21 protein-coding genes and 2 pseudogenes are annotated in these 19,214 nt (G+C 63.9%); 12 read left to right on the top strand and 11 right to left on the bottom strand.

The window, feature by feature from the left end; all coding sequences use genetic code 11:
* Positions 1-10: 10 nt before the first annotated feature.
* On the bottom strand, positions 11-520 hold the full coding sequence (locus CHINAEXTREME_RS06445) for a cupin domain-containing protein (protein ID WP_007139799.1): 510 nt from the start codon (positions 518-520) through the stop codon (positions 11-13).
* Positions 521-603: 83 nt separating this feature from the next.
* Between CHINAEXTREME_RS06445 and CHINAEXTREME_RS06440 the strand changes: the two genes are divergently transcribed.
* Positions 604-1,410 carry an HpcH/HpaI aldolase family protein gene (locus CHINAEXTREME_RS06440; protein ID WP_007139800.1) on the top strand — a complete coding sequence of 269 codons (807 nt, stop codon included), beginning with the start codon at positions 604-606 and terminating at the stop codon, positions 1,408-1,410.
* Positions 1,411-1,540: 130 nt separating this feature from the next.
* Here CHINAEXTREME_RS06440 and CHINAEXTREME_RS06435 read toward each other — a convergent pair whose 3' ends face one another.
* Positions 1,541-1,978, bottom strand: a complete 438-nt coding sequence (locus tag CHINAEXTREME_RS06435; RefSeq protein WP_007139801.1) for a DCC1-like thiol-disulfide oxidoreductase family protein — start codon at positions 1,976-1,978, stop codon at positions 1,541-1,543.
* Between the two features lie 370 nt (positions 1,979-2,348).
* Between CHINAEXTREME_RS06435 and CHINAEXTREME_RS06430 the strand changes: the two genes are divergently transcribed.
* The 3 genes and pseudogenes from CHINAEXTREME_RS06430 to CHINAEXTREME_RS06425 all read left to right on the top strand — a co-directional run bounded on the left by CHINAEXTREME_RS06430 (position 2,349) and on the right by CHINAEXTREME_RS06425 (position 4,111).
* Positions 2,349-2,534, top strand: coding sequence for a hypothetical protein (locus CHINAEXTREME_RS06430; protein WP_007139802.1), 186 nt, complete (start codon positions 2,349-2,351; stop codon positions 2,532-2,534).
* 116 nt (positions 2,535-2,650) lie between these two features.
* Positions 2,651-2,827 carry a hypothetical protein gene (locus tag CHINAEXTREME_RS21405; protein WP_156875535.1) on the top strand — a complete coding sequence of 59 codons (177 nt, stop codon included), beginning with the start codon at positions 2,651-2,653 and terminating at the stop codon, positions 2,825-2,827.
* Between the two features lie 70 nt (positions 2,828-2,897).
* Positions 2,898-4,111 (top strand): annotated as a pseudogene (locus tag CHINAEXTREME_RS06425) (hypothetical protein).
* A gap of 49 nt (positions 4,112-4,160) precedes the next feature.
* Here the strand turns inward: CHINAEXTREME_RS06425 and CHINAEXTREME_RS06420 are convergent.
* From CHINAEXTREME_RS06420 to CHINAEXTREME_RS06395, 7 genes and pseudogenes are all read right to left on the bottom strand, one after another.
* Positions 4,161-4,475: a HalOD1 output domain-containing protein gene (locus CHINAEXTREME_RS06420; RefSeq protein ID WP_238593362.1), complete on the bottom strand. Its 315-nt coding sequence runs from the start codon at positions 4,473-4,475 to the stop codon at positions 4,161-4,163.
* Between the two features lie 215 nt (positions 4,476-4,690).
* A complete protein-coding gene (gene gnd, locus CHINAEXTREME_RS06415; RefSeq protein ID WP_007139805.1) occupies positions 4,691-5,596 on the bottom strand; it encodes a phosphogluconate dehydrogenase (NAD(+)-dependent, decarboxylating) in 906 nt (301 codons plus the stop codon).
* Positions 5,597-5,780: 184 nt separating this feature from the next.
* Positions 5,781-6,224: a hypothetical protein gene (locus CHINAEXTREME_RS06410; protein WP_029601491.1), complete on the bottom strand. Its 444-nt coding sequence runs from the start codon at positions 6,222-6,224 to the stop codon at positions 5,781-5,783.
* Positions 6,225-6,320: 96 nt separating this feature from the next.
* Entirely contained in the window at positions 6,321-6,785 is a 465-nt protein-coding gene (locus CHINAEXTREME_RS06405) for a hypothetical protein (protein ID WP_007139807.1), read from the bottom strand.
* Positions 6,786-6,897: 112 nt separating this feature from the next.
* Positions 6,898-7,117, bottom strand: a pseudogene (locus CHINAEXTREME_RS22155) (hypothetical protein); the annotation flags it as partial.
* A 177-nt stretch (positions 7,118-7,294) separates the two neighbouring features.
* Positions 7,295-7,834, bottom strand: a complete 540-nt coding sequence (locus tag CHINAEXTREME_RS06400) for a hypothetical protein (protein ID WP_007139808.1) — start codon at positions 7,832-7,834, stop codon at positions 7,295-7,297.
* 85 nt (positions 7,835-7,919) lie between these two features.
* Positions 7,920-8,411 (bottom strand): deoxyuridine 5'-triphosphate nucleotidohydrolase, encoded by a 492-nt coding sequence (locus CHINAEXTREME_RS06395; protein WP_007139809.1) that lies wholly within the window; start codon positions 8,409-8,411, stop codon positions 7,920-7,922.
* Positions 8,412-8,653: 242 nt separating this feature from the next.
* Here CHINAEXTREME_RS06395 and CHINAEXTREME_RS06390 point away from each other — a divergent pair, with 242 nt between their 5' ends.
* From CHINAEXTREME_RS06390 to CHINAEXTREME_RS06375, 4 genes are all read left to right on the top strand, one after another.
* Positions 8,654-10,627 (top strand): aconitate hydratase, encoded by a 1,974-nt coding sequence (locus CHINAEXTREME_RS06390; RefSeq protein ID WP_007139810.1) that lies wholly within the window; start codon positions 8,654-8,656, stop codon positions 10,625-10,627.
* A 176-nt stretch (positions 10,628-10,803) separates the two neighbouring features.
* Positions 10,804-11,745: an LLM class oxidoreductase gene (locus tag CHINAEXTREME_RS06385; protein ID WP_007139811.1), complete on the top strand. Its 942-nt coding sequence runs from the start codon at positions 10,804-10,806 to the stop codon at positions 11,743-11,745.
* A gap of 321 nt (positions 11,746-12,066) precedes the next feature.
* Positions 12,067-13,125, top strand: a complete 1,059-nt coding sequence (locus tag CHINAEXTREME_RS06380) for a hypothetical protein (protein ID WP_007139812.1) — start codon at positions 12,067-12,069, stop codon at positions 13,123-13,125.
* A gap of 80 nt (positions 13,126-13,205) precedes the next feature.
* Positions 13,206-13,496 carry a hypothetical protein gene (locus tag CHINAEXTREME_RS06375; RefSeq protein ID WP_007139813.1) on the top strand — a complete coding sequence of 97 codons (291 nt, stop codon included), beginning with the start codon at positions 13,206-13,208 and terminating at the stop codon, positions 13,494-13,496.
* Positions 13,497-13,642: 146 nt separating this feature from the next.
* Here CHINAEXTREME_RS06375 and CHINAEXTREME_RS06370 read toward each other — a convergent pair whose 3' ends face one another.
* On the bottom strand, positions 13,643-14,650 hold the full coding sequence (locus CHINAEXTREME_RS06370; RefSeq protein ID WP_007139814.1) for a hypothetical protein: 1,008 nt from the start codon (positions 14,648-14,650) through the stop codon (positions 13,643-13,645).
* A 155-nt stretch (positions 14,651-14,805) separates the two neighbouring features.
* Positions 14,806-15,501 carry a DUF7344 domain-containing protein gene (locus CHINAEXTREME_RS06365; protein ID WP_007139815.1) on the bottom strand — a complete coding sequence of 232 codons (696 nt, stop codon included), beginning with the start codon at positions 15,499-15,501 and terminating at the stop codon, positions 14,806-14,808.
* A 474-nt stretch (positions 15,502-15,975) separates the two neighbouring features.
* Here CHINAEXTREME_RS06365 and CHINAEXTREME_RS21400 point away from each other — a divergent pair, with 474 nt between their 5' ends.
* The 4 genes from CHINAEXTREME_RS21400 to CHINAEXTREME_RS06355 all read left to right on the top strand — a co-directional run bounded on the left by CHINAEXTREME_RS21400 (position 15,976) and on the right by CHINAEXTREME_RS06355 (position 19,159).
* Positions 15,976-16,650: a hypothetical protein gene (locus CHINAEXTREME_RS21400; RefSeq protein ID WP_152423868.1), complete on the top strand. Its 675-nt coding sequence runs from the start codon at positions 15,976-15,978 to the stop codon at positions 16,648-16,650.
* A 27-nt stretch (positions 16,651-16,677) separates the two neighbouring features.
* Entirely contained in the window at positions 16,678-17,256 is a 579-nt protein-coding gene (locus CHINAEXTREME_RS21395; protein ID WP_152423869.1) for a hypothetical protein, read from the top strand.
* A 265-nt stretch (positions 17,257-17,521) separates the two neighbouring features.
* The gene (locus CHINAEXTREME_RS06360) at positions 17,522-17,710 is read left to right on the top strand and encodes a hypothetical protein (RefSeq protein WP_049918386.1); all 189 of its coding nucleotides are present in this window, start codon (positions 17,522-17,524) and stop codon (positions 17,708-17,710) included.
* A gap of 192 nt (positions 17,711-17,902) precedes the next feature.
* Positions 17,903-19,159 carry a hypothetical protein gene (locus CHINAEXTREME_RS06355; RefSeq protein WP_007139817.1) on the top strand — a complete coding sequence of 419 codons (1,257 nt, stop codon included), beginning with the start codon at positions 17,903-17,905 and terminating at the stop codon, positions 19,157-19,159.
* The last annotated feature ends 55 nt before the right edge of the window (positions 19,160-19,214 follow it).

Below are 19,214 nucleotides of genomic sequence, written 5' to 3'. Positions count from 1 at the left end.
GTCGTCGGATTTACTCCTCGACGGTCGTCGTCGCCCCACACGCGGGACAGACGAGTCCATCCTCGCCAATCCGCAGGTGTTCGTGCCCGCAATCCGGACAGATCACCGACCCCTCGCCGAGGACGGGAATCCGATCGACCAGGACGTCCCCGCTCTCCCGGGGTGCGCCCAGCCCCAGCGCGACCAGTCGCTCGTCGTTGTCGACGTCGTTCCACCCCGTCTGGAACTCCCCGGGCGCGAACCTGATCGCCTCGTTCTCGCAGACCGTGACCGTCCGCGGGCCACCGTCGTCCGTCGCCTGCCCGACCTCGAACGTCGCCTCCCCCTCGAGGACGACGAAGACCTCCTCCTGATCGGGATGGGCGTGGGCCGCGCCGCTGAACCGCTCGCCCGGTTCGAGGGCGTACCGGACGATCGAGACGTTCGCGAGCGACAGCGGCCCCGTGAGGTCGCGGCGGTCGGTGTGGAGGTCGTCGTCGTACGGGTCGGGCTCGAGGTCGTCGATCGAGAGTCGCTCCATGGACTCGCTCGGTCGCCCCGCCACAAATAGTCCCCCGCAGCCTCGCCGCCAACGTTTATTTTCGCCACCGGTGTCCGTCGCCCATGACGAGTTCACCGCGGATCAACTCGCTCCGCCGGACGCTCGAGTCCGATACCGTCGCGCTGGGCGTTCTCGAGAGTACCTACTCGCCGGCGCTGGTCGAACTGTACGGCGAACTCGGGCTGGATTTCGTCTGGATCGATCTGGAACACGGCGGTCCGAGCCCGCGGGACGGCGACCGCCTCGAGGAGCTCCTGCGGGCCGCGGACACGTCGGGGACGGAACTGCTCGTCCGGTTGCCCGACCCCGATCCCGGGACGGTCAGGAAGGTCCTCGACGCGGGCGTCCGAAACCTGTTCGTCTCGCGGGTCGAGAGTGCCGACGACGTCCGGCAGGCGGTGCGTGCGGCCCGGTTCGAGTACGACGGCGAGCCGGGCCGGCGGGGCTTTGCGAACCCGCGGGCGAGCCGCTGGGGGACGACCGCGGACTACGCGGCGACCGAGGACGACGAAATCGTCGTCGGCGCGACGATCGAACACCCGACCGCGGTCGAGAACCTCGAGGAGATCCTGTCGGTGCCGGAACTCGGGTTCGTCTTCGCCGGGCCGCTTGATCTGGCCGTCGCGACGGGCCACCCCGGCGAGCCGGCCCACGAGGACGTCGAGGAACTGGTCGAGGAGATCCGGACGGGGGCGCTCGAGGCGGACGTCCCGCTGGGCGGCCTCGGGTTCGGAATGGACGACGTCAACGAGAAGGCCGATGCGGGTTACCAGTTGCTGAACCTCGGGAGTACAACCGGCGCGGTACAGGGGGTCGTGCGGTCGTGGCTGACCGAGTACGAGGGTGAACGCGAAAGGGACGAAGAGTGATCGGTATCGGGGCGGCATCCGAAAAACGGGAAGGGCGACTCGTGGCGGCAGGAACGGGTCGGGAGCCAGGTCCAGCCGGCGGTCCTCGAGGACCCCCGGATGCGGGTTCCGAGGGGACGGCACCGGGGAGCTAGCTCGAGGTCGAGTCGTCCGCCTCGTCGCCGTCGCCGCTCGCCGGCGGCGTCTTCGAGACGAACTGGCCCCAGCGGTCCCGCTCGTCGGCGATCGACCGATACCATCGCTCGCGGAGCCGTTCGTAGTCCTCGAAGTTCCGGAGAAACGGGACGACGTCCCGGAGCGGTCCGGCGACGTCCGAGCGGACGAACGCCTCCTCGATCGACGCGCCACAGGAGTAGACCCGGTCGTCGGTCACCAGATGTGAGCAGGCCTCGTAGTTTTCCGGCAGGCGGTCGCGCAACTCGGGGGACAGGTCGCTGAAGCCGACGATCCGAAGGTCGGTGTGCTCGTCGAAGAAGTCGGCCCACCAGGTACAGAACCCGCAGTCGTCGTCGAAGACGAACGTGTCCTGGGTGTCGGTCACGTGGGGATAGACGGGCTCGAGGTACAAAACAGGCGTCCCGGTCTCGGTGAGTGGAGTCACCAAGGGACGTCCCGACGGTCGCTCCCGCTCCCCTCGAGCGGCGGTCGTCGGACTCTGGCTGGCCCCCTGTTCGATCCCGGGTCGGTCATCCGGGGGCGGGCCTCGCGCTCGCCGCGCTCGGGCCGATCGGCTCGCTGGCCGGAGCCGGAGCCGGAGCGAACTCGAGGGAGCGTCGTCGCTGCGGTGACCGTCAGCGGGTAGTCCTCCCCGGGGAAGCGCGAACGGTGAGTAGTTGTATTCGGAGAGGGGAACACTCGCGTTCAGTCCGGACGGGAAATCGGATCACACCCTCCAGCAATCATAATGGTTAAATAAAATATATGAATAAAACCCGCCCGTGAGCGAGCACACCGTACCGAAGATCGTCGTCGACGAGAAAGTGGAGATAGCTGTCTCTTTGCTCGGAATTATGGCGGCCTGTACAGCGACCTACTACGTGGGAAAGACGGGTAACTGGGAACCGCTGTCCGCGGTAACGATGGGTCTCGCACTCGTTGTTCTGTTCGTTACGTCCGAACCGTAAGCGACTGTAGTTACCGGAGCACCCGGCGCAGCTAGATAGAGAGCCCGTGTGGCGATCCACCGCGGACATGTCGTTCGATCGCCACGTTGACTGTGCTCCAGTCGAACGGTCCGGGTATGAGCGACGTTCCGGATGAGACGGTAATCGGGGCTGCGGGCGGCGCCGGTGCCGTGGCCGGTGGTGCGATCGCGGCGATAACCGAGGGGAGCCTCGTGCTCGGACTGGTATCGTCCGCGGCTGCCGGAGCGATCCTGAGCGGCTCGATAGCGCTGGCTCTGTCCGCCCGCCGGTAGGCACGTCCACCGCGTTCGGTACCGGCGGAGCCAGGTACTGTTATGGGGGCGCGGTCGCAAGCCAGCTCGTATGAGCAGCGCGGCAGAGTCGCTGTCGGAACCACAGGTGCTCGCCCACACCAAGCAGCGCCTCTTCCCGGGCGAGGACGACGGCTCCTACGCCGTCGCCGACACGCAGTTCTCGCAGGACGAGTGGCGCCCCGGACGGCCGATCGAGCCGGCGGTTCGCGACCTGCTGGCGCCGTTCAACCACGTCCGGGTCGGCGGCGGCTACCCCGACCTCGTCGGCGTCCGGACACTCGGCTCGGCGACGAGCCGCCGCTGATCGCCGTCGAGGCCAAGGGGTTCGCAAGCGGCGGCGTCGACACCCAGCGGGGGATCGTCCAGGCCCACGATCGGCTCGGCGAGGCGAACGTCGCGTACGTCGCCGTCCCCGCCGGGTCGGTCTCGGAGACGGATCGGACGCTCGCCCGGGAGCTGAACGTCGGCGTGCTCGGCGTCGACGCCGCGGGGAACGTGGACGCCCTCGAGGTGCCCCGCGTCGTCGGCAACCGGACGACGACCGAGGCGCGGGCGCTGCGGTTCCAGGCCGGCGCCCGGGGCGTCGCGGACCAGTCGTTCGGGCTGAACCACCCGAAGAACTACCTCGGTTACGTCCTCGCGGAGTACGCCGACGGCGACACCGCAACCGTACTGTCGACTCACGACGTGGTCGACGCCGTCGCGGACGCCCGGCGCGGGGCCGCGTTCCTCGGACTGATCGAGGACGGCCCACGGATCGAACCCACGTCGCTGGGCGCGGAAGTGATTCGGTTCGCGAAGTCCCGGCACGGTGGCGTCGAGTCCGCCCTCGAGGAGTTCGCGGCGTGGCACGGCTCGCCGAAGCGGTTCGTCGACCTGGCCCCGGCGTGGGGCAGGCTGGCCCGCCGCGTGGTGTTCGACTACGAGGCGACGGAACTGCTCGTGGGGGAACTCCAGGCCATGCACGACCACGGGATCACGGAGCCGTCGCTCGTCGACGTCGTCGAGTGGCTCCACGAGCAGTTCCCCGCCTTCGCCGTCGAACTGTTCGTCCGGGGCGACGACGACGTCCGCCGACGGGTACTCACCGAGGACGGCAACCTCCGGCGAGGACCTCTCGAGCGGGGCGAGATCTATCACTCGCCGACCGTCTTCCAGTTGAAGGCGATGCTGTACCACACAGGAATACTGACCGAGCGGGGCAGCGAGCCCAGCGACCTCGAGCCGACCGAAGACGTCTGGGCGCTCCGCGAGCCGGTGTGAGCACCGTCGCTGGTAAACCGATCGAAGCGTCCGGAAAAATCGCGCGTGCTTAAATCGAGGACTCGGTATCGACGACGTCTCCGCTGGCGTCCGCGGTGGCGTCGTTTTGCAGCGAAATTCGAACCTCGTCACTGGCGTCCTCTAGAACGACTGTTCGCCCCTCGTAGCGGAACTCGAGGGAGGAGAAGCCGTCCGATCGAAGAAGCGAGTCGAGTACGTCGGGATCGATGGCGTCGTAGAGCGGCGCGAGTTCGACGACGTCGGTACCGGTTTCCCGCGCGACGAGTTCGACGATGGCCATACTCGGTCGTCGGTCGCCGTCGACCGCTACCGTCGCCGCGGACTGGGGAGAGGGAGAGTTCATAACTACTGCTCACGGCAGCACCAGTAAAGTATGTTCCTCAAAATTCCGAGCCGAACTGTATCGATCGAATTACCCTCAGAGTTTCGTGACAGTTCGGGAAGCCACCGTGATATAGCGTCACAGAGCGTCCTTAGGAAGGATAATACGAGAGTTGGTTTAGCCGTTTCGGAATTCGTCGGGTCTCCCCCGAGCGGAAATCTTTCGTGAGAGACGAATTACCGCCGCGGGACGTCGTGGCGACCGAACCCGTACCGGAGCCGGCTGGCGAGCCGACGGGAGAACCGCCCGTCCTCCGCCCGGGAACCGAACCGTTCGCCCAGGGCCGTGTAGATCAACGGCAGCGGTACCTCTTGCTCCAAGCCCTCCTGGACCGTCCAGGTACCCGTCGAACCGCCCTCGACCCGGTCGGCGACGTCGCCGAGGTCGTTGCCCTCCTCGCGGAACGCCTCCTCGCAGAGTTCCAACAGCCACGAGCGGATCACCGCGCCGTTGTTCCAGACGGAGGCGACCGACTCGAGGTCCAGGTCGTACCGGCCCTCGTGGAGTAACTCGAAGCCCTCGCCGTAGGCCTGCATCAGCGCGTACTCGACGCCGTTGTGTATCATCTTCACGTAGTGACCCGAGCCCGAGGGCCCCATCCGCTCGTGGCCATCGGGACCGGTGGCGACGGCGTCGAAAGCGGGCTCGAGGTCCGCGTAGGCGTCCTCGGGACCGCCGATCATCAGCGAGAAGCCCAGTTCGGCGCCCGCGGGGCCGCCGGAGGTCCCACAGTCGAGGTACGCCGCCGGACAGGACTCCGCACGCCGAACGGAGTCCTCGAAGTAGGAGTTGCCGCCGTCGACGACCACGTCCTCGGGCTCCAGGTGGGGCTCGAGTTCCTCGAGGGCGGCGTCGACGGGGTCACCGGCGGGGACCATGAGCCAGATGCGCTTGTGGTTTCCGCCGTCGTCCAGTCGCGTCGCGAGATTCGGGATCGAGTCGGCCGGCTCCGCACCGGCGTCCGCAGCCGCGTCGACCGCGTCGTCGTCGATATCGAAGGCGACGACGTCGTGATCCGCCGCGAGGAGTCGATCGACGACGATCCGGCCCATGCGTCCGAGTCCGATGACGCCAAGTTGCATGGCGGTAGCTCCGCGGGGGACCGAGGTAGTGGTTGTGATTCCGCGCCGTGCCGGCAGGTGAGGAGAGACGGCGACGAACCGACGCCCGGAAACCGGGATCGAGAGGAACGAGACGAACGAGCGAAGACGACGACGTCGAAGTCGGAGCGGGGACAGGAACGAGAACGAAAACGAGAACGAACCTTCAGTGTCGGGGCCGCTCGAGGCGCGCCCAACCGATCGCGTCCAGCAGGACGATCCGGTCGCCATGGCGGACGTAGACCCCGTTGTACTCGGCGTCGCTACCGTCGTAGTAGGGGAGCGAACTCCTGACCGCGTCGACGATGGACCAGGCACCGTCCCGGTCGAGCGTGACGTGTGCCCACTCCTCGCGAGCGTCGTTGCGAACGGCGCGACGGATCGCGCGTCGTGCCCCCGGAATCTCGGAGAATCGATCGGACGAGGCGTCGACGATCGTCGCCCCGTCGGGAATCTCGGAGCGATCGACGATGCGCGCGCCGAGGTTGGCCTTCGACCGCGAGCCGGTGTCGGCGCCACCGTCCCCGCGTGAGCTGAGTACATAGCCGGCGGCCGCGGCCGCCCCGACGGCGAGCAGCGAGAGTACCATGTCTTTCCCCCTAGCCATCATGAGGTGTACCTTACAGCAATCGACTAAGTATCTTTTGTAAGAACTTTCGTCACATATCGAACCGGTAGAACCGGTAGGAAACCCCGGACCGTCGGGTTAGAGGAAGGCCGCAACGTTCGTCGTGATCGCCCCTGCGACGAGGAGCAACGCGATCGCGACGACCGCAGCGGCACGATACAGGCCTAGCGCGTCGCGGGCCGGTTCGCGCAGTTTCTTCCCGTTGAGCCCGGACTCGAACCGCTTCGAACCGACCTCGACGAGCCCGGTAAGCGCCAGCCAGAGCACGACCATCAGCAACACGAGCTGTCCGTTCGTCGAACTAAACAGCGACTCCGACGTGTACCGGTTCCCCGCCAGGTGGCCGCCCGTCAGCAACAACACCAGTGCGCTCGTTCGCGAAATCGTCGTCAGTTTGCCCGAGATCGTCTCGAGCGGCGACGTGGTGTTGAACTCGCCGTCTCGAGCCAGTGGCAACACGACGAACGCGACGTAGAAGACGCTGCCCGCCCAGATCGAGGCGAACGTGAGGTGAATCGCCTGTGCGATAAATTCGTCGACCATACCGTTGCGTTGGACACGGATGGTATCAGCGTTCCGACTTGCGGTCGGCTGTGACATTCTCCTCGCCGCAAACGGCGAGGCTTCCCGTACCGCAGGTGGGATACTTGTCGGTCTACGACACGACCTGTTCTCTCGTGTTGAACGTCCCGCTCTCGCGGTCGAACAAGTATGTCGATGGCTGTGTCGTTCGAAAGGCGCTGTGCGCCTTTCGTGATGACGAGAGACCACCGGTCTCTCGAACCACCACACAGCCGTTACTCCTATCCTCGCCGTGAGGACTCGGAGTTATCTTCCCCGTTGCAATCCGCGTTGGCCACCAACTCGCACGTCGAACCCTACTTAATGGCTCGGATTAGCGTCGAATATCCGGCCTGCTATCGAGCGGTGGGTTTCGTAGTCAAGTGACGCGATTCACGCCCGCCCTGAAGGGCGGGATTCTCTCGCTGTTTGAAGATAGCAAGAGCAAGCGAGTGAAGCATGCGGACCATCGGGATCGATTTCCGGGTATTCTACGCCCACTCGGCGATCCGCCGGCGGAACAGCGCGTAACACAGCGAGATCGCCACGCCGACGAGGACGACCGGCGTCATCCAGCCGTCGAAGACGAACAGTGACGCGACCCCGAGCGAGACCGCGAGGCCGGCGTCTTCCGGCGCGCCGTCGTAGCGGATCCACCGCCGTGGCCGGATCCATCGCCCGCGCACGTGATCGTACACGGCACGGTCGCTCGAGTTGTTCCACGGATCCAGTTCGGGACCGGCACCGATCGCGTCGCTGCCGGCGTGGAGCCAGGCCCCGAGGACGAACGCGGCGAGGCCGACGGCCGTCGGCGAGCGGATCTCGAGCGCGATCGCACCCGCAACGAGTGCGCTCGGGAACCCTGCAACGGGGAAGTGAAGCGTCCGCCGATGGTCGAACAGGACGTCGAAGTCGGGGGCGAGACCGCCCAGCACCGCCCCGATCGACAGGGGAAGGGCGAACTCGGGCGCGACCACCGCGAACGGGGCGACGGCGACCAGCGCGACGAAGACGTGCGTCGTCGCCATCATCGGTTCCGGTCACCGATCATAACCAGCCTACGTCCCCGAACGCAAAAACGGTATCCTCGAGGGACCGACCACGATCGGTCGGGTCTCACTCGCCACCCGAGAGGTTCTCGCCCTGGTAACTCCCGTCGTAGACGTCGTCGTGGTCGGCCTCGGCGAACACCAGTTGTGCGATCCGGGCGCCGCGTTCGATCTCGACGTCGTGGTGGACCTGCAACAGGCCCTCGCCGCGACCCTCGTAGCCGGCGTCCCAGACGGCCGTATTGAGCATACAGGAGTTGCGCATCAGCGACGAGCGCGGGTAGACGAAGCCGATGTGCCCGTCCGGAATCTCGATCCGCTCGCCGTAGCGGGCGACGTAGGCGCCCTCCGGGAGGTAGTAGGTGTCCGGATCCTTCTCCTCGAGTTCCTCCATCGAACGGGCGACCCGGTCGCCGATCTGCTTGCCGTCGCGACCGATCCGCCCCGGCTCGAGCTGTTCGAAGACGACGTCCAGGGTGAGATCGACGCCGTTGGGCTGGACCTGCTCGTCGGTCGTCGGCGAGACGTGCTCGGCGACGAACGTACCGGACCTGAACATGTGGGTGTTCTCTCAGGGGGAACGAAAAAAGCGTATCCGTTCTGCGCCGGAACGACACCGCGAACCACGGCGAGGCCGATGGCCGCTCGAGCACCGACCCGCCGGAGCGGGTGTCGGTTCACGAACGTCGACCGACTCGGCAAAAATTACGGGAAGGCTTGGCCAATGGTCGGAATTAACACGGTCGTTCCTCATGGAAACACGCTGGTTTTATCAGGACGGACGGCCCAGATTCGGGTGCTATGGGACAAACTCTCACCGAAAAGGTTCTCGACGACCACCTCGTCGACGGCGAACTCGAGACCGGCGAGGAAATCGGTATCGAGATCGACCAGGTCCTCACTCAGGACACGACGGGTACGATGGTGTGGCTGCAGTTCGAGGCGATGGGACTGGACGAAGTCCAGACCGAAATCGCCGCCCAGTACTGTGACCACCAGACCTACCAGTTCGACTTCAAGAACACGGACGACCACCGCTTCCTGCGTTCTGCGGCCGGCAAATACGGTGCATACTTCTCTCGTCCGGGCAACGGCATCTGTCACAACGTCCACCGCGAAAACTTCGCGGCGCCCGGCAAGACGCTGCTCGGTTCGGACTCTCACACACCCACGCCCGGCGGCCTCGGCCAGCTCGCGATCGGTGCCGGCGGGATCGACGTCACCGTCGCCATGGGCGGCGCGCCCTACTACATCGAGATGCCCGAGATCGTCAACGTCCGACTCGAGGGCGAACTCCCCGAGTGGGCCACCGCGAAGGACGTCATCCTCGAGCTTCTCCGCCGGCTGTCCGTGAAGGGCGGCGTCGGCAAGATCCTCGAGTACACCGGCCCCGGCGTCGAGAGCCTCACCGCGCCCGAGCGCATGACCATCACCAACATGGGCACCGAGCTCGGCGCGACCTCCTCGATCTTCCCGACCGACGAGCAGACCAAAGACTACCTCGAGCGCCTCGACCGCGGCGACGAGTACACCGAACTCCAGCCCGACGAGGACGCCGAGTACGACGACGAGATCGTCGTCGACCTCTCCGACCTGGAGCCGCTGATCGCCCAGCCGTCGATGCCCGACAACGTCGTCCCCGTCAGCGAGGTCGCTGGCCAGGACGTCGACCAGGTCATCGTCGGTTCCTGTACCAACGGCGGCTACGAGGACATCCTCCCCGCCGCGAAGATGCTCGAGGGCCGCGAGGTCAACCCGACCACCGAGATGATCGTCGCGCCCGGCTCCAAGCAGGCCTCCGAGATGCTCGCCCGCGAGGGCTGGGTCGCGGAGATGATGGCCGCCGGCGTCAACTTCTCCGAGGCGACCTGCGGGGCGTGTATCGGCATCGGTCACGTCCCCGCCTCCGACTCCGTCTCGCTGCGGACCTTCAACCGCAACTTCGAGGGTCGCTCCGGCATCGAGGACGACAACGTCTTCCTCTGCTCGCCGGAGGTCGCCGCCGCTGCGGCGATCAAGGGCGAGATCGTCGACCCGCGCGACCTGGCCGACGAACTCGGCGACCTCGAGGCACCCGGCATCGAGCTCCCCGACGAGTACGACGGCTCGAAGACGGACCTCATCACGCCCGACGAGGCCCCCGACGACGAACTCGTCAAGGGCCCCAACATCGGCGACGTTCCGCTGCGTGACGAACTCGGCTCGGACATCGCGGGTGAAGCCCTCCTCAAGATGGAGGACAACATCACGACCGACCACATCATCCCTGCGACCCAGGACATCCTGATGTACCGGTCGAACATCGAGAAGCTCTCCGAGTTTACCCTCTCCCGCGTCGACGACACGTTCGCCGAACGCGCCAAGGAGGCCGACGGCGGCGTCCTCGTGGCCGGCGAGAACTACGGCCAGGGATCCTCCCGTGAACACGCCGCGATGTGTCCGATGTACCTCGGCATCGAGGCCGTCCTCGCCCAGAGCTTCGCCCGGATCCACCGCGCGAACCTCTTCAACTTCGGCATCGTCCCCCTGACGATCGACGAGGAGACCTACGAGGATATCGACCAGGGCGACGAGGTCGAGATCGTCGACGACGTCTACGACGCCGTCACCTCCGGGCAGGAGGAGTTCACGGTTCGTGTCGGCGACGAGGAGTACACCGCCACGCTCGACGCCTCCGAGCGCGAACGTGACATCCTCGCAGCCGGCGGCAAGCTCGCCTGGACGAAGGAACAGGCCGAGGAGAGCGGCAGCGGCGCTGCGCCCGCCGACGACTGACGACTGACGACTGACGACTAACTAGCTGCCGAACCGTCGCACCGACGATTCGGCCGTTTTCCGCGGTTTGCAGTTTCCGTTCGCTTTTCTCTCTCGCGTTCGGCGTCGACTCATGACCCCGGCCGCCGGTTCCGGGACCGTCACCGTCATACAATCGTAGCCGATAGCTCGAGCGAATGTCGACCGCGAACGGGACCGCGACCGATTGCCGGAACGCAGGCTATCGACGCCTCTTCGAACGCGACGGGCTGACCTTCGGGACCGGGTTCCCCCTGACGGGAACGAACCGCTCGACGCCCGATATCGAGGCGGAACTGAAACTCGCGCGTCTCGCGGAATCGCTCGGGTTCGCCGGCCTCTGGGCCCGGGACGTCCCCACCGACTGGCCGAAGTTCGGCGACGCGGGCCAGACGTTCGACCCCTGGCCCTGGCTCTCCCACGTCGCGGCCGGGACCGAGGAGATCGCCCTCGGGACCGCGAGCATCGTCCTCACGCTGCGACACCCGATCCACGTCGCGAAATCGGCGGCCACCGTCGACCGGCTGTCGGACGGTCGGCTCGTGCTCGGCGTCGCCTCGGGCGACCGGGACCCCGAGTTCCCGGCTTTCGACGTCGACCGCGAGGACCGGGGCGACCTGTTCCGGGACCGGTTCGAGGCTGTGCGGACACTGTGGCGCGAGGAGTACCCCGAACTCGAGGGCGAATGGGGCCGCCTCGAGGGCGACCTCGACGTCGTCCCGAAGCCGACGACCGACACGATTCCGATGCTGCCCACGGGGAACGCCCGGCAGTCGCGGGAGTGGATCGCCGAACACGGGGACGGCTGGCTGTTCTACTACCTGCCCGAACGGACGCTCGAGGACTACGTAGAGCAGTGGCGCGCCGATGCCGATGACAAGCCCTACGCGATGGCGGTGCGCGTCGAACTGGCCGACGACCCCGAGACGGAGGCGGAGCCGGAGCCACTTCATTTGGGGTATCGGGCCAGCCTCGAGTGGTTCCGGGACTACTTCGACCGGCTCGAGGCGTACGGCGTGGATCACGTGATCGTCTCGCTCGAGAACGAGGATTCGGAGACGGCGATGAGGCGGTTCGCCGAGGAAATAATGGACGCGTGACTCGAGGATAGTGGCGTTCAACCCCTTCGATACGTATCGTAGTGTGTCGGTTGACTGATCAAAAGCGGATCTAGAAGCGTAGATATCGTCGGTTGACTCCGATCGAGCCCGGGTCAATAACGTATCGACTTCTTTCTACTTCGTTCAATCTGGAGCAGAGGACACACCACTGGATCCTGAATTCCCGTCAACGAGCGTACTACAATACTCCGTTCCGTCCACCGATGACCTGTGATCCCCGTGGCGGGGATTCGGGTGAACGACGATCTGGACTAACGGGTGGTCGTTCTCCTCAGACACAAAACGACGTTAGGAACTACCATGGATCGACGTAACTTCCTCATCGGCGCAGGGAGCATCGGCGCAGCAACTATCGGCGGAGCAGCGGTCCTGTCGCAAGGCGCAGTCGCAGAAGTCGGAAGCCACACCCTCAACGCATCGGAAATCAACGGGGAAAGCGATGACGGTACCCTCGATGCAATCGAGATCGAAGCAACGAACGTCACGTTCTCCTACGAGGGTCTCGAGAACCCTGCGACGGAGGCCACGGTCGAACTCCAGATCGAATACGATGGCGTAACGGAAGCAATCGACTCCGCAACCCGGAGTGACGTCAGCGGTCAGAGTCAGAGTGATATCGAGCTCGGCGAGACGCTCGAGGGAGACGTCCTCGATCACTCGGAGCTCGAGGCAGCAGACTTCGAAGCAACCGATGACGGTAGTCAGACGGAGAAAGACGTCACCGTCAAGCTCGAAGTGATCGTTACGACCTCGGCAGACAACGAGGTGACTGGCTCGACTGAAGACACGCTCGAGGTCGTCATGAACAACATCGACTCAGAAGCCGACTCTGGTGGAGACGTCGACGGCGAAGTCGTCACCTACGAGAAGATCGCCAGCAACGACGACGGCTGGATTACGCTCTACGCAGACTTCGGTGAGACGACTCACTTCAAGATCGAACTCGACGAAGAGGTCTACGCCGGATGGCCGGACAATCCGGACGAGTACTTCCAAGAAGTCGTCGTCGACTACGGTGCAAACGAAGATCCGGGCGACGACTACCGCTTCGGGTTCCACGGCCCTGGCGGTGTCGACGATACGAACGTGTCGGAAGGCTACATCAAGTACAATCAGGGATCGGCCGACAACCCCGACCGTAGCACCGTAGATGGTGAGAACGTGACCGGCTTCACCGCCGAAGAGAGTGACGATCAGCACACGTACACGTTCACGGTCGACTGGAGCGCGCTCGACGAGCTCCCGTCGGGCCTCGCCAACCCTGGAACGCCAGATGAGGTGAACCTCGAGGCGTTCGGTGGCGACGGTGGTAACGGTCGTGGCGGATCGACCGGCACCGTCTACTACAACGTGGAGTGAAATGAACCGACGAACCCTGCTCGCAGGGCTCGTCGTGTTCCTCGCCGGGTGCTCGTCTGAGGATCCAGGACCGGAACCGAATGAGAATCCGGATCCGCCTCGAGATGATCCGGATTCGGAACCGGATTCCGGTGAACGAGAACCGGACGATGGAGAGAAAGAGCCTGACGAGGACGACGGGAAAGATACAGTCGACGACCCTGATCCGGACGACGAAAAGAAAGATCCGGACGAGAAGAAAGATGACGAAAAAGAAGACGACGATCGACGACCGTCTCCAGGTCCATCGCCGGGACCATCGCCGTCCCCCTCACCCGGCCCGCCAGCCGATCCCGGTCCCGACCCATCGGCCGACATCGGTGGAAACGTGACGGGGGAAGTCGTCACGGACGACGACTGATTCCACGTCTTGCTGATCCATTTTTTGGACCACCACATAGCGCGTGTGTTCTACACGCCTGTCGGAGTGGAAAACACAGAATCCGAGTAAAACCGCCGTCGGGTTCAGGAATAGAACTCACTCGCCCTCGAGATCCGACTTGCGGATCTCGATCGTCTCGATCTCTCGTATCGTCGAACCTCGAGCCGATGTATCCGGGTTGATCTCGAGGACGGGGACGAACGTGTTGGCTGCCTCACTCGAGGGGGCTCTGTCACCGTTAGACTCGTTTGTGGTAGCTGTTTCCGGCGACTCGAAGTCGAACTCGGCATCGACGTCGTCTGCAGTTGCGAGGTCCGGTTTGAACGACGTGCCGGAGTTCAACTTGGATACTCTATTGGACTTGGACCCGGACCCGGAATTGGTATTGGTATCGGTATCGCTTCTCGCATTAGCTCCGCTATTTCCGTGGTGTTCTTGGGGGAATTTCAGGCGGAGCTTTGGTAATAGGTCGTCCGATATTTCTATTTCGGCCACGGTAGTCCGTTTGCCGTCCGAACAGGAGATCCATTCGACGAGTATCCAAACGGTATCCCCCTTTCGCCGTTTCCGGACGATCAACAAGCCATCCAGGAAGGGAGGTGAACTGAAGCGAGCCACGGCCAACACCCCGGGAAGGAGGGTAAGCGTCCGCTCGGCCGTGATGTATGTCGAATCCCCGTCGGCTTCGATCTCGAGCGACGTCGTGATCGGCTCGTCGACGATCGCCCAGTCACAGTGGAGATCCAGACCGATGCCAGCGTCGACGGACTGACCGACGGCCAGATTCTGCACGAGGCGGCCGTCACCGGTTACGGTACCGTCCTCGCTCCGGAACCTGAGCCGATCGTCCCCGAGTACCAGTTCGACCGCGACCTCCTCGGTGAGCTGGTTGACTACGTCGAACGTCGCGAGCGGCAATCGCTCGTAGTCGTCGCCGAACAGGAGGTCACTCGTCTCCACGCCGTCGTCGGATTCGCCGGTCTCGACCAGCCCCAGATACGCGTCCGCGTCGGCGACGACGTCGATTTCGACGTCCCGCCCGGCCTCGACGCTCGAGAAGCCGAGCGTATCGACGGCTAACAGTCCGCTCGAACCGGCGAGCATCGCCAGCGTGGCGCGTCTCGTCCTCGTTTTCTTTCGGTTCCGTCTCATGGGATCGTTCGATTACCGTCCGGTCGTTCCATCGCGATCCCGACGACCGTCGAACGGGAGATCGGCCGAGCTACTCGCGAGATGCGTCGGTCGTCAGCGGCCACGAGTTACCCCTCCGTATCAGGGCCCTGATACTCGAGCGCGACGTCCGGCGGATCGTCCGCGATCCCGAGCCGGTTCCGACGGGCGTAGTACCGGTGGGCCATCGCCGAGACGCCGAACGAGACGAGGACGAACACCCCCCAGGCGTACGGCGTCAGTGCGGCGAGCGGGCCGGGCCCCAGCGCGGTCACCCCGAGCAGAATCCCGGACAGCGCCGTCAGTCCGATGTAGTAGTCGCTCCATGGGATCTCGCGTCCGCGCACGACGTCCATGTAGATCTCGACGTCCTCGAGCGCCGGCGTCGGTTCGACGGTCCCCCGGTCCTTGTTGAACTCGAGGACGCCGGCCTCGTCCATCTTCGGGAGATGGGACTGGTGGAGGGCCGTATACACGCGCTTGCGATCGCTGCTCGAGACCTCGTGGAGCTCGAGGCCGTCCTCGTAGGCGGCGATCTCCTCCGAGAGCGTTCCAATGTCGATGCCGCCGTCCTCCTGCATGAGTTCGTGGAGGACGTGTCGTCGTCGCCGATTCGAGAGGATCTCGAAGAGTTCGTCCTCGGTGAGCGTTTCCTCGGACGGGTCTGCAACGGCGGGAGAGTCGGTCGAAGACGAAGACGAGAGTCCGTCGTCGGCCACCCCATCGGCCGCGTCCCGCTCCGATGCGTCCGTCTCCCCGGTCGAGCCTGCTTGCGTTACCCCCATATCAGATAAGCCGTATCACGTTCCCCGATAAAATAGTTATGCAGTCAACAGTTCGTTGAAACTAACCAGTCCGAAGAGTGATACTGTTCTCGGCTCGCGCTCCATAGCGAACGACGGACTACTCGAGCAAAAGGAGAATTCTCCGACGTGAGCCGGGTGTACCGGTCGTTCAAGGCCGACTTGAGAGCGGTTCAAACTCCCTGATACGTTTTGTGGCCGTCGTTCTCGAGGCGGTTGAACTGAAGTCAACCGAAGTCGGAGGGTCGGACACCGGTCGTTGAGTTCGGTCCTCGAGGGGTCAACGGGTCGCGGACCTCCGGTTCGATTCGGTCAGTAACGTGTTGACTGTCGCTACCTGTTCTTGAAATTAACTCCACGACCGTATTACAATATCCCTTGCCGGGGACGGACGAGATGTGATCCCCGCGGTGGGGATCGGGCGGACGACGAGCTCGAGTCGGTCGGTGTGGAGGTGTGGCCGCCCGCGAACACACAACGGAGAATCCAACCATGCAACGACGCAAATTCGTCATCGGAATGGGAGCACTGGCATCGGGAGCAGCTGCGGCCGTCGGTACGGGCGCGTTCTCGAGTGTAGAAGCTGATCGAACGGTTTCACTGAATGTTGCTAGCGACGAGAACGCATACTTCGGGATGGAACCTACCCCCGATGCAACCTTCGCACAAACGAGCGGTGGAGTCGTCGAACTGAACTTCGACAATACCTCTGATGCCTCTGGAACTGGTCTTAATGCCAATGCGGACACTGGGTTTGGGCCAGAGCTCATATATAAGAACCAGGGTACCAAGGAAATCCTGATCACGATGGACGTATCGGAAGTTGACACCGCTCTCAGTGGTGATGGATCACTGAGTTTTTTCCTCCACTCTCAAGACGTAGGGAAGAATGCGACTCTAAAACAAAATAGTGGGCCTCGAGAAGGCGGTAATCAAGGTGTGATTCTGGAATCGGGGGCCAGCGTAAAGGTGTCCGGGCTTTTCCGTAATGTGAGCGAAGACGATATCGGCGAAGACATCGGCGACGCCAACATCACAATTTACGCAGTGACGGATGACAGCGAAAAGTACCCTGACGCAGGGCCGTCTACTGCGGGCTCTCATGTCCCCACGATTAGCTCAGATAACTAGGGAGTGAAATAAACCAAACCTGTTTTTATGAAGAGAAGACGCTTCATTACTGGCGCTGCAGCAATCTCATTGGGGGGGTCAATAGTCGTAGGTAGTAGTGCCTTCAGTTCAGTGGAAGCAAACCGTGGGGTTACATTCGAGATCGAAAGTGATCAGTACGCATATTTGGAGTTAGACGATATATCTAACAACTTCACAAAGACTGAGGGAGGATTATTGCACTTCCGTTTTGACGAGGAGGTAACTCCCCCAAATGGAACGTTCGAAGATACCGGTGATGGGGTTAGCCCGAACACCATCTACGAGTTCACGGACTTATTCCAAGCAAGGAATAGAGGGTCCGATGATATTGTCATGTTTGGCGAATATGATGGGTCTGATCTAAAGGAAATAGAACTAATTGAGAAAGGCAGAAAGTCGGCTCTTACGGAATCCAATCCTTCGACTGTAATTAAGTCTCCAGGGGCAGCAATCGACCTCGGATTACGAATCCAGATTGGAGATGTCCCACTGCAAAAAATCAGTACTGAATTTACCATCATCGCAGTATCTGAGGATTCTGAAAAGTATCCTGATGTATTTCCAAGTGACAAGAGCAGTTCTTAGTACACTTTCTATTTGTCCCTCAGAAATCTCGTTTCAATTTCCAATATACTACCATCGATACCCTCGTTGACTCCCGTTGAAACCCAGTCAACACCCGTATTACAATAGCGCTAGCCGATCTTCCCTCGAGCGGGAACGCGACGGTACGAACGCCGCCCGCCTCGAGCGGAGGGGGCTCCTCGAGGCGGTTCCCGACGCGGCCGCGATCGATCACCCGTTCACTCACCCGCCACGTTCGCGGCCGCGTCGCGGCGCTCGCTCCGATGTGTCCACCACCACGGTCGAACCCCGTCGCGTTCCCCGGCGGCGACCGATCGCCGCCGAACCCCACTACATCCGCCAGGGATTGGGGGAGTGGGGGCCTGCACAGCGCCGGGACGGCTCGCGCCGGGAGACGGCGCGAGCCGGCTCGGTCACCGAACCCGAACGTGTCGAGCGACACGCGGTCCGGTGAACGCAGTCACGATCGACACACCACGCATCCCACCACGTCGACGACACTGCGCGGCGTTCCGCGCCGGTCCCGACGGAGGCCCGCCGATACCGGTTCCGATACGAGAACACGATCACGATCGCCAATGCCGACTCGAGACTCCGACGCCGACATGGACGCCGATACTGACTCCCGCGCGAGGTGGCCGTACCCATGACCCGACGGGCCGCCGCCGGAATCGCCGTCCTCTGTCTCCTCGCGCTCGTCGTCGCCACCACCGGCGGGAGCGGACCCGGGACCGGCGGCTACGACGACATCGGTGAGCGGATCACCGCCGAACCGCACGACGGCCCGAACGGCGCGTACGCTCACCTGGACGACGAGGAGCAACTCGTGGTCGACCTGACCGCGGGCAACGACGCCGTCGAGGGCGACGGCGTCCCGGCCGACGCGATCACCGGAGTAGACGACGTGTTCACGCTCAACTATACAGGAGACGACTACGCGCACGTGTGGCTCGAGCACGAGTCGGCCAACGTCACCTTCTATCGCTCGGACGGCGACGGCCCGGGCTCGAGTTCGATCGAAGGGATGGAAAACAACGCGACGCTCGAGCCCTACGAGTCGATCGACGTCGGGTTCACCGTGGACTCGCACGGCCAGGAGGCGACGGACGTTTTGATACGCGAAATCGCGATTCACGGGAAAGTACCCGACGGGGACGAGGACGAGGACGACGAGACCGACTCCGACGCCGAGTCCGACACGACGGTCGCCTGTCCGACGGGACCGAGCGTAACCGTCGAGGGCTCGGACAAGACGACGCGAGCGATTTCGATCGCGGACGCCGACGGCTGCGGGCCCGAATCGATCGACCTGCACGGGTTGACCCTCGGCGACGGCGTTTCCCTCGCCCGCTTCGACGTCACGCTCGCGGGCGACGAGGCTTCGTTCACGGTCGCGACCGAGAAACGGCTCGAGGACGCACGGTTCGAACGCCTCCGGAGCGAACACGGCGTCGAACCGGTCGGTGCCGTCGCCCTCGAAGGCGCGCCGGACGGCACTCTCGAGGACGTTTCCTACCGCCTCGTCGTCGACCGGTCGCGGCTCGATCGCAAGGGAACCGACGGAACCGGGGTCACCGTTTGGCGAGCCGACGGGAAGACCTGGACCGACGGCGAGATCGAGCAGGTCGCCGGGACCGAGTCGACGCTCGAGTACGTGATCCCCGCGGACCCGACCGCGGAGTACGTCGTCGCACTCGAGGGGGAGAAATCGGATCTCGGCGAGACGACTCTCGGGGACGACCCCGATGACCGGGGCCCAGACGGAGACGGATCCGACAAATCAAACGAGGACCGCGAGGAGTCCGGACCGGCCGACGGGATGCCCCTCCTGGCGCTGGGTGCCGTCGGTCTCGGGTTCATCGTTGCCTTGCTCGGCGTCCGCTTCGTTCGAACGCGGGCGTGAGCTATCGGAGGCAATACAGATCAGATACCCTAAAATTCAAATGACACAACGTGAT

The organism is Halobiforma lacisalsi AJ5, from assembly GCF_000226975.2.
Classification (GTDB): Archaea; Halobacteriota; Halobacteria; order Halobacteriales; family Natrialbaceae; genus Natronobacterium; species Natronobacterium lacisalsi.
The sequence above is the reverse complement of the archived record's forward strand: the minus strand, read 5'-3'. Positions and strand labels throughout refer to the sequence as shown.